This is a genomic window from Bradyrhizobium sp. sGM-13, assembly GCF_018398875.1.
In the GTDB taxonomy this organism is placed as follows: Bacteria; Pseudomonadota; Alphaproteobacteria; order Rhizobiales; family Xanthobacteraceae; genus Bradyrhizobium.
Genome location: NZ_JAGWDK010000032.1, coordinates 1 through 11,761, shown reverse-complemented (window position 1 = coordinate 11,761; position 11,761 = coordinate 1). Strand labels below are relative to the sequence as shown.

The window sequence follows — 11,761 nt, the reverse complement described above, 5'->3', positions numbered from 1 at the left end:
TTTGCCATGGGAACGTTCAAGGCCATCAGGATCGACAAGGCCGATAAAGGCACCACCGCCGCGCTGACGCAGTTCGACGAAGCCGAGCTGATGGAGGGCGATGTCACCGTCGCCGTCGAGTGGTCGACGTTGAACTACAAGGATGGCTTAGCCGTCACCGGCAAGGCTCCCGTCGTGCGGCGTTTCCCGATGATCGCCGGCATCGACTTCGCAGGCACCGTCGAACAATCTTCGCATCCGGCGTGGAAGACCGGCGACAAGGTCGTCTGCAACGGCTGGGGCATGGGCGAGACTCACCTTGGCGCCTATGCCGAAAAAGCACGCGTCAAGGGCGACTGGCTGGTGCGGCTGCCCGATGGCATCTCGACGCGTGAGGCGATGGCGATCGGCACTGCCGGCTACACCGCGATGCTGTCGGTGCTGGCGCTGGAGAAACACGGACTGACGCCGAAGAGCGGTCCCATCGTGGTGACCGGTGCCGCCGGCGGCGTCGGCTCGGTCGCGTCAGCCGTGCTCTCGAAACTCGGCTATCACGTCATCGCATCCACGGGGCGGATGTCGGAGGCCGACTACCTGAAGGGCCTCGGCGCCGCCGAGGTGATCGATCGTGCCGAACTCGCAGGTCCCGCCAAGCCGCTGGCGAAAGAGCGCTGGGCGGGCGGCGTCGACAGCGTCGGATCGACCACGCTCGCCAACCTGCTGTCGATGACCGAATATGGCGGAGCCATTGCTGCCTGCGGCCTTGCCGCCGGTATGGATCTGCCGTCCTCGGTCGCGCCGTTTATTTTGCGCGGAGTGTGCCTTCTCGGCATCGACTCGGTAATGTGTCCGATCGAGCAGCGCAAGCTTGCCTGGAACCGCCTTGCCAGCGATTTGGACAAGGGAAAACTAGCTGATATTACTCACGAAATAGGTTTAGACCAGGTGATCGGCGCGGGCGCCGAAATCCTCGCAGGGAAGGTCCGGGGTCGAATCGTGGTAAAAATCCCCTAACGGTGTTCAGACTTTACCAACCAACCTGCTCCAATGTTGCCATGGTGGTTGGTATGGTAAGCAGCGGGTAAAGGCGGGCGCCCGCGCTCTTGGTAATTGGAGTAGCTGCATGCTTGCGCGTTTGGTTCTGGGGGCCGTCACGGCCAGTGTGATGATCGTTCCTGCGCTGGCCGGGATGATGAATGCCGACGAGGCGCGCAGGTTCGTGAGCGGCAAGGTTTTCGCCTTTACCTGCTTTGATGGCACCCGCGGCGCCGGGCGCATCCTTGACGATCTCGGTGCAGCCGGCTCCGTCCAATTCAGCGGCTCGGGCCCGATCCGTCATGTGCGCCTGCCCGGCAATACGCTGCAGATTCGTGGCCAGGCCGTCTGCGCTTCGATCAAGGGGCTGCCGTTCGAGCCGTGCTTCAATCTCGACAAGCGTGACGACCGCTCGTTCCGCGGCTCGGTCTCGGGCATGGGCTTTGCCTATTGCGATTTCCGCCATCAGGGCGCCTCGCAGATGCTGATGGCGCGCTCCGTGGCGCGACCGCGCTCGCTACATCGTCGGGAGGACCCGTCGCGTGCGGCGACGACCGATGCACGGGCCGAAGTGACGGCGCGGGCCGAGACGCCTGCGGTCGAGAGCGCCAAACTCGAGCCGGTGAAATCCGAGCCGAAGGCGGAGCAGGCAAAGCCCGAACCCGCCAAGGCCGAGAGCGCCCCGGAGCTGCGCCGCTCGACCGATTGATCGCGGCAACGGCACCTGTGGCGGGCGGCAAACAAGCCGCCTCGGAGGCCATCGCGCAGCCTGTGAATCACGTGCCATTCCACGTCTTGGCCAACGCCAACCCGTAGTCATACGGGCTGGCGCATTCATGTCCTGGTAGCGAATCTCGTTCCAAGTGACCGGCAGAGAAGGCCGGGAGGCGGCCCAACACATGAGATCAATCATGCCGCTGTATTTTTTTCGGATCAGCCACGGTCGCTACGCAGGCGCGTCCGATCAGGGATCCGAATTCGAAAACCGCGAGGCTGCCTGGGCCGAGATGACCAAGGTCTGCGGCAACCTAGTAGGCAGCCTTTCGCGCAGCCTGAAGCAGAACGCCGAATGGCAGATGGAGCTTTTGGACGAAGCCAAAAAACCCGTGTTCAGGATTCGCCTCGTCGCCGAATCCGTCGGTTAGAGGACCATCCTCTAGAGCATGATGATTAGATCGATTCGGCCGCAGAAGCGCTTCATCTCTCCCGCTTGTGGGGGAGGTCGGCGCGAAGCGCCGGGTGGGGGCTCTCTCCACTCGGGCAGTATCGCCTGCGGAGACACTCCCACCCCAGCCCTCCCCCGCAAGCGGGAGAGGGAGCAGCACCTTCTCCGCGGACGCAATTAAACCCAATTTCATCATCCTCTAGCTTCCCGTCGGTGCGGCTGCGGCTTGCCTGCGGAACAGGATCCGCTGGTACAGCCACCCGATCGCCACCAGCACCAGGCCGAGGCACATGAAGGACAGCGCGCGATAGACGCCGGTCAGTGCCGACATGTCGATCAGGAATGCTTTCAGGATCGTCAGTCCGATGACCGCCGCGGACGCCAGCCGCGCGCGCTGCGAGTTGAAAAGAATACCAATGCCGAGCAAGACGACGCCGAAGGCGAGATATGCGATCGAGTAGGTATATTGCTCGGCGCCGCTGGTCGGGCCGGCCGCAATCGCCGGACCGTGATAGATTCGCCTGATCTCGAACGTCACATAGGCAAGCGCGAGAACGAGCGCTGCCGCCGCGATCGTGTTGGCATAGGCGACCGGCCTCCGACCCGCGACGGCATAGGACAAGAACAGCGCGAGCACCGCGGGCAGGGCGTAGCCAAGCAGCAAAAGATTGATGACAATGCCGCCGACATCGATCCATTGCAGCATCGGGTTTTCCAGCAGCAACAGCCCGAACACGGTCGCGAGGCCGGCAAACGCCGTGAGCAGGATCGCGCCGGCATTGTGAATGACGCTGCCGGTGCGGATGCGCAGCCGCTCCAGGCCGATCGCCATCGCGAGCGTAACGCAGACCTGCAGCGCGACTTCGGTGAGGTCGGCGCTCGCGTGGTAGACGTCGCCATTGTTGACGGCATGGCGGATTTCCATGAACGCCAGCAGCACCGTGAACAGGATCGCCGCCGATTCCACCGTGCGCAGTGGCGCGTCGTCGCCGCCGCGGCGCATGAAGATGCTGCCGGCCCAGAATGATGCCGCCGGAATGCCATAGCCCCACAACAGCCAGTTGAAGATCGGCGTGGTGCCGACGGCCTGGCCGACGATGCGCGGCTCGTAGCCGATGCGCAGCACGACGATGCCGGCGAGGATGGCCGCGAGGGCGCGCAGGAACGGAATCGGCCGCTGCGTGGATATCCAGGCGGTACCTGCCGACATCAGCGCCAGGGCGATCGTCAGCCAGCCTTTTTCCAGCGCAAAGGTCAGCGCCAGTGCCAGCGCTGCGAGGGTGCCGGTCGCAAACAGCGCGATCGAGGCCTGTAGTCCCGGACGATCCTCGCGCCTGCTGAGTATCTCGGTCGCAACTGCATAGGCCGCGGCGAGCATTACCGCGAGAATCGCAAATGGAATCGAGCGGTCGAGATGCGCGATGCGGGCGTAGAGTGCGACCAGCAGCGCCAGCGGCGTGAATACCGCCGCGGCCGACCAGATCACCGGTATCACCGGCCCCGCGAAGCGGCCCTGCGCGAAAAATCCCGCCACGCCAAAGCCCGCCGCGAAGATCGCGGCCGAGATCAGATGCAGCGACACTGATCCGTCCGTGGCGGTCGGCCCGATGCCTTGCAGCGGCCCGCCGGGCAGCACCAGCATGTCGGGATTGGCGCGAACGGCCCATTCGGCGAACACGACGAAGACCAACGCAGCAGCGGCGCCGACGGCACCTGCCGCGGCATCGCTGCGCCAGGCAACCGCGATGCTGCCGGCCACCAGCAGCCCGAATACGATCATCGCGGCGTCGGCATGAAAACTGTTCAGCACGATCAAGGTCGCGCCGAGCAGATAGGCCGCAAGCGAGCCGGAGGAGATCGGCTCAACCTGGCCTTCGTCCGCGGGCGGGCCGAACATGAAGCCGCACACCACGAGTAGCGCAGCGAGAATGAAACCGGCGAGCACGTGGAACGCATGCGGGCCGACCATCGACGGACCGCATTGCAGGCAGGGGAATGTCCATAACAGCGCAAACGCGATCGTGGTGACCGCGAGCCAGCGCCACAGCCTGACGCGCGCCAGGCCGAAGGCTGCCGCAGTGACGATTGCGAGATAGATGTAGAGCGCCCAGAAGTCCGGCTTGTCGGACGAAACCAGGACCGGCGTCACAAAGGCGCCGACCACGCCGAGGCCGGCCAGTGCCGGGCCATGCAGCAGTGCCGCGGCGAGCGTGCCCAGCGCTACCAGCCCGAGCAGGATGAACGCGGTCGCCGGCACCAGGAAGCCGTACAGCGCATAGGCTGCGTAAACCGTGGCAAATGCCACCGCCGTTCCGGCGGCGGTCAGGATGGCCGGGATATTGGCGATCGGTAGCGCGTCGATCGTTGAAATGCTTTCCTTGCGCCGCGTCCATTCACCTGCAAGTAGCAAGGCCAGCGCGAACAGACCGCCGAGGATGGTGCGCACGCCGGGGCCGAGCAGACCGGCTTCGATCGAATAGCGCACCATGAAGAATCCGCCGAGCGCCAGCGTCAGGCCGCCGATCCACACCACCCAGCGCGTGCCGACGGTTTCCTCGAAACCGCGATCGGCCGGCGGTAGTGGAGGCGGCGGCGGTGCCCCGCCGGCGGCTTGCCCAGCCGCCTCAGGGCTGGCGGCGGACGCGATGGATTCCGTCTCGGGAACGATCGGCGGAGGCGTCGGTGTGGCCCCGCTCGGAGCTGGCGGCAGGCTCTGCTCGAAGGCTTCGAATGGCGTGAGGGGCGGAGGCACGGCTGCAGCGGCGGCCGCCGGCGTGGCCTGCATCGCCTCCAGGCGCTGACGCAGCTCCGCCACCTCATTCATGGCCTTCCGCGCCAAGATCAGGGCGACGATCGCGATCGCAAGCGAAAAGAAGACGAAGGGGTCGTCGAACATCGAGCCTCCAGGCGGGCGCGTCAGAGCGTTAACCGGCCACGTCGGCAGCCAGGTTGCAATCCTGTGTGTACCTTTGTCCGCTAAAAGTTCACGCCGGTCCGGGCGTCATTTGGTGCATCCGGGGAACGCCACGTCATTCCAGATCTAGTCGGAACGGCCGGCCTTCGACCATCATGCTGCCCGGGCCCATTTCGTCCAGCGCGCGCAGCATTCGCCCCTCACGGCCCAACGCCTTGTCGGCGAGGCTGACGATCAACCGGTTCGGCGACGCGATCGGGGAGCGGGTGCGAATTTGCCGGGCGATCTCGATCTCGGCGCGCTGCGGATTGAGGGCGCAGGCGGCGGCAAACGCGCTCGCCGTCGAGCGGCTGATGCCGGCATAGCAATGCACCACCATCGGCGCGCTGCGGTCCCAGCCTCGGACGAAATTCAGCACTCTTTCGATGTGATGATCCGCCGGCGCAACAAAGCCGTCCATCTCCTCGATGATGTCGTCCATCGATATTTTCAGATGGTTGGCCTCGAGCACCGAGGCCGGGCGCTGCACCTGATCGACATTGGCCATCACGGTGAGAATGTGGCTGGCGCCGGTAGCCCTGACGGTGTCGGGAAGTGCGGCAAGCGAGCAGATGTGAAGCATGGCGTTCCCTGGGTAGTCTTTGGTCAGCAATATAACCGGTGTTGTAGGGTGGGCAAAGGCGCTCTTGCGCCGTGCCCACCATCTTGGTTCCGGGGGTGATAATGATGGGCAACGCGACGGCCCCATTCAACCAAGTAGCAGCTCGAATCGCGCCAAAAACTGCTTCTCGGCCCGGGCCGCGGTCCACGGCGTCAGGTAGTCCCGCACGGTAGCCTCGGGCAGGCCGGGGTCCCTGCCGAACAGGCGCTTCGCTTCGCTTACCGAAAATCCCGCCAGGTGGGTGGCTTCGAGATAGGCCGCACCGCGGTCGGCCGCTTTGATGGCCCTCGTGATTTCATCGGCGAGACTTGGCGGCAGGCCGAAGCGAATATGGATCGCGGCCAGCAGGCGCTTCTCCACCACCTTGTAATCGCCGCCAAGCACTGCCTTGAACGGCGAGATCATGTCGCCGATGACATATTCCGGTGCGTCGTGCAGCATCGCCGCGAGGCGGAAGCGGGCGTCGACGCGCGGCATCTGCTCACGCATCACCGCTTCGACCAATAGGGTGTGCTGCGCCACCGAGAAGATGTGCGCGCCGCTGGTCTGCCCGTTCCAGCGCGCTACGCGCGCCAGGCCATGGGCAATGTCGGCGATTTCGATATCGAGCGGGGAGGGATCGAGCAGATCGAGCCGCCGCCCGGACAGCATCCGCTGCCAGGCGCGCGTGGCGACGCTGGACGATCTTCGCGCCGTCATTTGGCCTTGAGCCGGGGCTTGCGCAGTTTGCCGCTGCAGGCCTCGTGGCAGAAGCAGGTGACGAGATGGTCGTTGACCATGCCGGTAGCCTGCATGAAAGCGTAGACGATGGTCGGGCCGACAAATTTGAAGCCGCGCGCGCCGAGTTCCTTTGAGATCTTGACCGAAACCGGTGTCGAGGCCGGTACGCTGGCCGTGGTCTTGAACTGGTTGACGATGGGCTTGCCGTCGACGAAGTCCCACATGAATTTGGAGAAGCCCGCGCCTTCTTCCATGATCTTCAAATAGGCCTTGGCGCTGTTGACGGCGCCTTCGATCTTGGCGCGGTTGCGCACGATGCCGGCGTCGTTCATCAGTGCGTGGATCTTCTTGGCATTGTAGCGCGCGATCTTTTCCGGCTGGAAATCGTCGAACGCTTTGCGGAAGTTTTCGCGCTTGCGCAGGATCGTGATCCAGGACAGTCCAGCCTGGAAGCCGTCGAGGATCAGCTTTTCATAGAGGGCGCGGTCGTCATATTCAGGCACGCCCCATTCGGTGTCGTGATAGGCCATGTAGAACGGGTCTTCGCCGGGCCATGGGCACCGCGTCTTGCCGTCAGCGTGCAGTCGCGCAGATTTGCTCATGCGACGGTCTGCTTCGGTGGGACACGAACGTCGTTCGGATCGGTCAGCCGGATCGCAAGGCCGCCGGCGGTCAGCGAAAGTCCTGCATCGAGCGCATCCGCAACGCGGTCGATCCGGACCAGCGCGAGGCCGTGGCCGCCCGCGGTCGATCCCATGGTGCCGACCTGTTTGTCGCCACAGAGAATGGCGACGCCGGTTTCCGGCGAAAAGTCTTCGAGCGTGACCCGCACGATCCGCGTGCGCGCGGTGCCGCGATGCTGCATGCGCGACACCACTTCCTGGCCGACATAGCAGCCCTTGTCGAAATCGACGCCGTGCAGGCGGTCCATGTTGGTCTCGTGAGGGAATGCGTCGCCGTACATGAAGTCGAGCCCGCCGCGCGGCACGCCCAAGGCGATGCGATGCGCCTCGTAGGCCTCGCTGTCGACGAGATCGGCTCCGGTCAGCTCGGCCACCTTTTGCTTGAGATCTTCAGGGATAAGGATGCGCCAGCCGAGAGCTTCATGCCGCGGATCGGCAAAGGCCAGATCAGGCTTCGTCGAAGGCTCGCCGTCCCAGGCCGCCAGCACGCCCATGCTGTCGGAGATGTTCTCCACCGCGATCTTGGCGCGCAGCTTGTAGAAGCCGAGCTTGTCAGCGAGGTTCTGCGCCAGCACGCGGGGCGCATCGATCAGGAAGCCGCCGCCGTGACCTGCAGGGGCTTCGGTAATGAGGAAGTCCGCCGTGATTTTTCCCTGCGGCGTCAGCAGCGCGCCGAACCGGCCAAGGCCGGGCTGCAGCGGCGTGACATCTGTGGTGACGAGGCCGTTTAGGAAGTTGCGGGCATCCTCGCCGCTGACCTTGACCACGCCCCGGTCCGGAAGAAACGCTGCTTTCATTAGGTAAAACGGCCTCTTTTTGCAGTGCGGTTTGCAGTGAGCTTTCAAGTTCCTGGGAAAACGCAGGAGCCGGATATCACATGAGAACGTAAGGCGCTAAGGTGCTGTCAACAAGGCCTTAAAGCGAACGCCAGAGGACCATGAAGCAGCGATGAATCAGCGATTTGATACCATTCTAAAATCCGGCACCGTGGTCAATCAGGACGGTGAGGGCATCTGCGACATCGGCATCTCCAATGGCCGGATCGCCGCGATCGGGGGGCTCGGACAGGCCTCCGCCGGCGAGACCATTGACTGCAAAGGCCTGCACATCCTGCCCGGCGTGATGGACACGCAGGTGCATTTTCGCGAGCCGGGGCTGACGCACAAGGAAGACCTCGAGACCGGCTCGCGCAGCGCCGTAATGGGCGGCGTCACCGCGGTGTTCGAGATGCCGAACACTAATCCGCTCACGGTCACCGAGGAGACGTTCACCGCCAAGATCAACGCCGGCCGTCATCGCATGCATTGCGACTTTGCCTTCTTCATCGGCGGCACCCGCGAGAACGTGAACCATCTGCCGGAGTTGGAGCGCGCGCCGGGTTGTGCCGGCGTAAAGGTGTTCATCGGCTCTTCCACCGGCGCGTTGTTGGTCGAGGACGACGAAAGCCTGCGGCGCATCTTCCAGGTAATCCGCCGCCGCGCCGCCTTTCACGCCGAGGACGAATATCGCCTCAATGACCGCAAGTCGCTCCGCATCGAGGGCGACCCGCGCTCGCATCCGGTATGGCGCGACGAGACTGCAGCGCTGATGGCAACCCAGCGGCTGGTCAACCTTGCGCGCGAGACCGGCAAGCGCATCCACGTGCTGCACATCTCGACCAAGCAGGAGATCGAATATCTGCGAGACCACAAGGATGTCGCCTCCTGCGAGGCGACGCCGCATCATCTCACCATGGCCGCGCCGGAATGCTACGAACGGCTCGGCACGCTTGCGCAGATGAACCCTCCGGTGCGCTCGGCCGATCACCGTGAGGGAATCTGGTATGGCATCGAGCAGGGTATCATCGACGTGCTCGGCTCGGACCACGCGCCGCATACGCTGGAGGAAAAGGCGAAGACCTATCCGGCTTCACCCTCCGGCATGACCGGCGTGCAGACGCTGGTGCCCTTGATGCTGGATCACATCAACGCCGGCCGGCTGTCGCTACAGCGTTTCGTCGATCTCACCAGCGCAGGACCTGCGCGGCTGTACAACATCGCCTGCAAAGGCCGCATTGCGGCGGGCTACGACGCCGACTTCACCATCGTCGATCTCAAGCGCTCTGAGACCATCACCAACAAATGGGTGGCCTCGCGCGCCGGCTGGACGCCCTATGACGGCGTCCGCGTCACCGGCTGGCCGGTCGGCACGTTCGTGCGTGGCAGGCGCGTGATGTGGCAGGGCGAGGTAACGACACCGTCCACCGGCGAGCCGGTGCGGTTCCTGGAGACATTGAGGGCGTAAGGCACAGCATCGCCGACCACAACTGTCGTCACCCGCGAAGGCGGGTGATCCAGTATTCCAGAGACGGCAGTGTTTGAATCGAGAAGCCGCGGCGTACTAGGTCGCCCGGTCAAGCCGGGCGATGACATTTGTGCAAGCTCACTGCTTCGCCAGCGTCAGCGAAAACTCGCCGTTGCGCACGCGGGCCGAAAGACCATCGGCGAATTTCGCCACCGCATCCTCGCCATAGGTCGAGACCAGTTCGGCGAACGCCGTGAACAGGCTCGCCTGCGCCAGGCAGTCGCCGTCGACGCCGTCATGCCGCGCTTCGGCCCAGGCCTCGCTCAGGTAGCTAAGGGCAGTCTGCTTCTGTTCGAGATCCGGAAGCGGGTCGTGGGTGGTCGAGAAGGAGACTGGGCGGCTCATGAAGCTCAACGAAATCTGCGCGCGAACCAGGGCGGATCGCATCTTAACGCGACAAGCTGTAGCACGCGGTGCGGGGCCGCCTAGACCACATCTTTAGGAAGGGTTAACAGCGGTGCAGATATTTCGGGCGGCGGTTCCATGACGTTCCCACCGTCAAGAAATGCAGCCGAGGATCGCTCCCGGCGTGGCGCAGACATGGTGGGCGCCGGCCTTGATCAGCTCGGCCCGGCTGCCATAGCCGTACAACACGCCGATGCCCTTCATGCCGTTGTTCTTTGCGCCGACCATATCGTGGCTGCGATCACCGATCATCAGGGTTTTGGACGGATCGACGGCGACCTCCTTCAGCGCATATTCGAGTAGATGCGACTTGTCGGCGCGGGTGCCGTCGAGCTCGGCGCCGAACACGCGTTCGAAGTGCTTGCGCAAGCCGAAATGGTCAATGATGCGTTCGGCGAACACGTGCGCCTTGCTGGTAGCGACAAACAGCCGGTGACCGGACGCGCGGAGTGCCGTCAGCACCTCGTCGATGCCGTCGTACACGCCGTTTTCGTAGAGGCCGATGTCGGAAAATCGCTCCCGGTAGAGCGTCACCGCGCGGTCCGCGCAGTGATCGCCGAGCAACTTCACAAAGCTTGAGCGCAGCGGCGGGCCGATGCACCAGGTCAGTTCGTCCTCGGTCGGGATGGTGGGATGATCGAGCCTTGCAGCGCATACTGGATCGATCGGGTGATGCCGGGCTTGGGATCCGTCAGCGTTCCGTCGAGGTCAAAATAGATCGTGTCCATCATAGCGTTTTCGAGCGAAGTGGGGGCCGGTTCGCGGTGAGAAAATGCGTCAACCAAACAACCCTCAGTTCGCATAGCGCGCGGTGAGATCGCGCGAGATTTTGGAGCCTTCCTCGATATATCTGCGGATCGCGACCGAAGCTGCCGGCGTGCAGGTCCGGTAGGTCTGCTGAAAGCCGTTATAGCCGCGGTTGAAGCCCGCGATCATCCGGGCGCGGCGGTCCCCGGAGGGGGTTTCGGCGTCGATCAGCGCCTGCATTTCGTTCCGCCATTTCGCCCCTTCATTGGCGCCGCAAATGCCCCGGAGGTAATGCAGGGTGCCGAGAATCTCGGCCAGCCGCTGCAGGTCGCCGTCGAACGGCGCAGCCGCGTCCTGGGCGCGTGCGGGGGTCATATGGCATGCCGAAACGAGGATGAGGGCGGCGAGGGCGTGCTTGAACATTTGAGGGCCGATATGCCCCCTCAATACGCCCGAGGCAAGGCGTGAGGCGCCGGTAGGGACGGCCTAGACCAGCTTCCGGGCGGTCTCGATGACATCCCGCAGGCCGCCGGTCATCTTGAGATCGCCGAGCCCATCCGGCGCCAGCCATTTGAAATCGTCGTGCTCGTCGTTCAGGACCGGCTCCCTGGCCGTCCAGCGCGCCGCGAACGACATGATCAGGTAATGCCCGCCGCCGCTGGCCCCAGGCAGCACCTCGCGCCAGCCGGCCAGGCCCAGAATCTCGATTCGCAAGCCGGTTTCCTCGTCCACCTCGCGGTGGAGCGCGGTATGCAGGGATTCGCCGAATTCGACCCGGCCGCCGGGGAGCGAGTAGAAGCCCTTGCCCGGCGAGCGGGCGCGGCGGACCAAGAGGACCTTGCCGTCGCGGAAGATCGCGCCGCTGACGGCGAGTTGGGGGCGGTCCGGCTGAATGGGGGAGGTCAAGGGGTGATCCGGTAGCAGGGAACTCGTTGCGCAAACGATCATGCCCGATCGGGCCGCGCAGGTCTAATGCGGCGGGCCGGGGAGGAGGCGGCTAGTTCGACATCGCCGCGTCGAAGTCGGCCTCGGCATTGCCGTTGATGACGCCGCCTGCTAGCCCGGATATCTCACACACCCGGGGTTTGTAAGCCCGGGACTTGGTGCCG

Annotated in this window: 14 protein-coding genes; 4 read left to right on the top strand and 10 right to left on the bottom strand. The window is 64.3% G+C overall.

The window, feature by feature from the left end; all coding sequences use genetic code 11:
• Window positions 1-6: 6 nt before the first annotated feature.
• From KJQ96_RS31605 to KJQ96_RS31595, 3 genes are all read left to right on the top strand, one after another.
• Complete coding sequence (locus tag KJQ96_RS31605) at window positions 7-993, top strand: MDR family oxidoreductase (RefSeq protein WP_213290269.1); 987 nt, start codon at window positions 7-9, stop codon at window positions 991-993.
• 109 nt (window positions 994-1,102) lie between these two features.
• Complete coding sequence (locus KJQ96_RS31600) at window positions 1,103-1,723, top strand: hypothetical protein (RefSeq protein ID WP_213290268.1); 621 nt, start codon at window positions 1,103-1,105, stop codon at window positions 1,721-1,723.
• 202 nt (window positions 1,724-1,925) lie between these two features.
• Window positions 1,926-2,159, top strand: coding sequence for a DUF6894 family protein (locus KJQ96_RS31595; protein ID WP_213290312.1), 234 nt, complete (start codon window positions 1,926-1,928; stop codon window positions 2,157-2,159).
• Between the two features lie 219 nt (window positions 2,160-2,378).
• On the opposite strand, the gene KJQ96_RS31590 is transcribed toward KJQ96_RS31595, so the two are convergent.
• The 5 genes from KJQ96_RS31590 to KJQ96_RS31570 form a co-directional block, all read right to left on the bottom strand.
• Window positions 2,379-5,075: a DUF2339 domain-containing protein gene (locus KJQ96_RS31590; protein ID WP_213290267.1), complete on the bottom strand. Its 2,697-nt coding sequence runs from the start codon at window positions 5,073-5,075 to the stop codon at window positions 2,379-2,381.
• A 133-nt stretch (window positions 5,076-5,208) separates the two neighbouring features.
• Window positions 5,209-5,715 (bottom strand): tyrosine phosphatase family protein, encoded by a 507-nt coding sequence (locus tag KJQ96_RS31585; protein ID WP_213290266.1) that lies wholly within the window; start codon window positions 5,713-5,715, stop codon window positions 5,209-5,211.
• A 126-nt stretch (window positions 5,716-5,841) separates the two neighbouring features.
• Window positions 5,842-6,453: a YfbR-like 5'-deoxynucleotidase gene (locus KJQ96_RS31580; protein WP_213290265.1), complete on the bottom strand. Its 612-nt coding sequence runs from the start codon at window positions 6,451-6,453 to the stop codon at window positions 5,842-5,844.
• Window positions 6,450-7,076, bottom strand: a complete 627-nt coding sequence (locus KJQ96_RS31575) for a DNA-3-methyladenine glycosylase I (RefSeq protein ID WP_213290264.1) — start codon at window positions 7,074-7,076, stop codon at window positions 6,450-6,452. Before KJQ96_RS31575 ends, KJQ96_RS31580 begins: the two co-directional genes overlap by 4 nt.
• Window positions 7,073-7,954 (bottom strand): folate-binding protein YgfZ, encoded by an 882-nt coding sequence (locus KJQ96_RS31570; protein ID WP_213290263.1) that lies wholly within the window; start codon window positions 7,952-7,954, stop codon window positions 7,073-7,075. The genes KJQ96_RS31575 and KJQ96_RS31570 overlap by 4 nt, the downstream gene beginning before the upstream one ends.
• Window positions 7,955-8,105: 151 nt before the next feature.
• On the opposite strand from KJQ96_RS31570, the gene KJQ96_RS31565 reads away from it, so the two are divergent.
• Window positions 8,106-9,440, top strand: a complete 1,335-nt coding sequence (locus KJQ96_RS31565) for a dihydroorotase (protein ID WP_213290262.1) — start codon at window positions 8,106-8,108, stop codon at window positions 9,438-9,440.
• Between the two features lie 138 nt (window positions 9,441-9,578).
• Here KJQ96_RS31565 and KJQ96_RS31560 read toward each other — a convergent pair whose 3' ends face one another.
• The 5 genes from KJQ96_RS31560 to KJQ96_RS31545 form a co-directional block, all read right to left on the bottom strand.
• Complete coding sequence (locus KJQ96_RS31560; RefSeq protein WP_213290261.1) at window positions 9,579-9,845, bottom strand: hypothetical protein; 267 nt, start codon at window positions 9,843-9,845, stop codon at window positions 9,579-9,581.
• A 153-nt stretch (window positions 9,846-9,998) separates the two neighbouring features.
• Window positions 9,999-10,490: an HAD-IA family hydrolase gene (locus KJQ96_RS31555; protein WP_249734768.1), complete on the bottom strand. Its 492-nt coding sequence runs from the start codon at window positions 10,488-10,490 to the stop codon at window positions 9,999-10,001.
• Window positions 10,491-10,510: 20 nt separating this feature from the next.
• Window positions 10,511-10,636 (bottom strand): HAD family hydrolase, encoded by a 126-nt coding sequence (locus tag KJQ96_RS41475; RefSeq protein ID WP_256441691.1) that lies wholly within the window; start codon window positions 10,634-10,636, stop codon window positions 10,511-10,513.
• Window positions 10,637-10,697: 61 nt separating this feature from the next.
• Window positions 10,698-11,075, bottom strand: a complete 378-nt coding sequence (locus KJQ96_RS31550; protein WP_213290260.1) for a TIGR02301 family protein — start codon at window positions 11,073-11,075, stop codon at window positions 10,698-10,700.
• Window positions 11,076-11,138: 63 nt separating this feature from the next.
• Entirely contained in the window at window positions 11,139-11,558 is a 420-nt protein-coding gene (locus KJQ96_RS31545) for an NUDIX hydrolase (RefSeq protein WP_213290259.1), read from the bottom strand.
• Window positions 11,559-11,761 lie beyond the last annotated feature (203 nt).

Excerpts from the sequence above, each read along its gene's own strand:
- KJQ96_RS31605 (WP_213290269.1), top strand. The coding sequence starts at position 7 with ATGGGAACGTTCAAGGCCATCAGGATCGACAAGGCCGATAAAGGCACC.
- KJQ96_RS31600 (WP_213290268.1), top strand. The coding sequence starts at position 1,103 with ATGCTTGCGCGTTTGGTTCTGGGGGCCGTCACGGCCAGTGTGATGATC.
- KJQ96_RS31595 (WP_213290312.1), top strand. The coding sequence starts at position 1,926 with ATGCCGCTGTATTTTTTTCGGATCAGCCACGGTCGCTACGCAGGCGCG.
- KJQ96_RS31590 (WP_213290267.1), bottom strand. The coding sequence starts at position 5,075 with ATGTTCGACGACCCCTTCGTCTTCTTTTCGCTTGCGATCGCGATCGTC.
- KJQ96_RS31585 (WP_213290266.1), bottom strand. The coding sequence starts at position 5,715 with ATGCTTCACATCTGCTCGCTTGCCGCACTTCCCGACACCGTCAGGGCT.
- KJQ96_RS31580 (WP_213290265.1), bottom strand. The coding sequence starts at position 6,453 with ATGACGGCGCGAAGATCGTCCAGCGTCGCCACGCGCGCCTGGCAGCGG.
- KJQ96_RS31575 (WP_213290264.1), bottom strand. The coding sequence starts at position 7,076 with ATGAGCAAATCTGCGCGACTGCACGCTGACGGCAAGACGCGGTGCCCA.
- KJQ96_RS31570 (WP_213290263.1), bottom strand. The coding sequence starts at position 7,954 with ATGAAAGCAGCGTTTCTTCCGGACCGGGGCGTGGTCAAGGTCAGCGGC.
- KJQ96_RS31565 (WP_213290262.1), top strand. The coding sequence starts at position 8,106 with ATGAATCAGCGATTTGATACCATTCTAAAATCCGGCACCGTGGTCAAT.
- KJQ96_RS31560 (WP_213290261.1), bottom strand. The coding sequence starts at position 9,845 with ATGAGCCGCCCAGTCTCCTTCTCGACCACCCACGACCCGCTTCCGGAT.
- KJQ96_RS41475 (WP_256441691.1), bottom strand. The coding sequence starts at position 10,636 with ATGATGGACACGATCTATTTTGACCTCGACGGAACGCTGACGGATCCC.
- KJQ96_RS31550 (WP_213290260.1), bottom strand. The coding sequence starts at position 11,075 with ATGTTCAAGCACGCCCTCGCCGCCCTCATCCTCGTTTCGGCATGCCAT.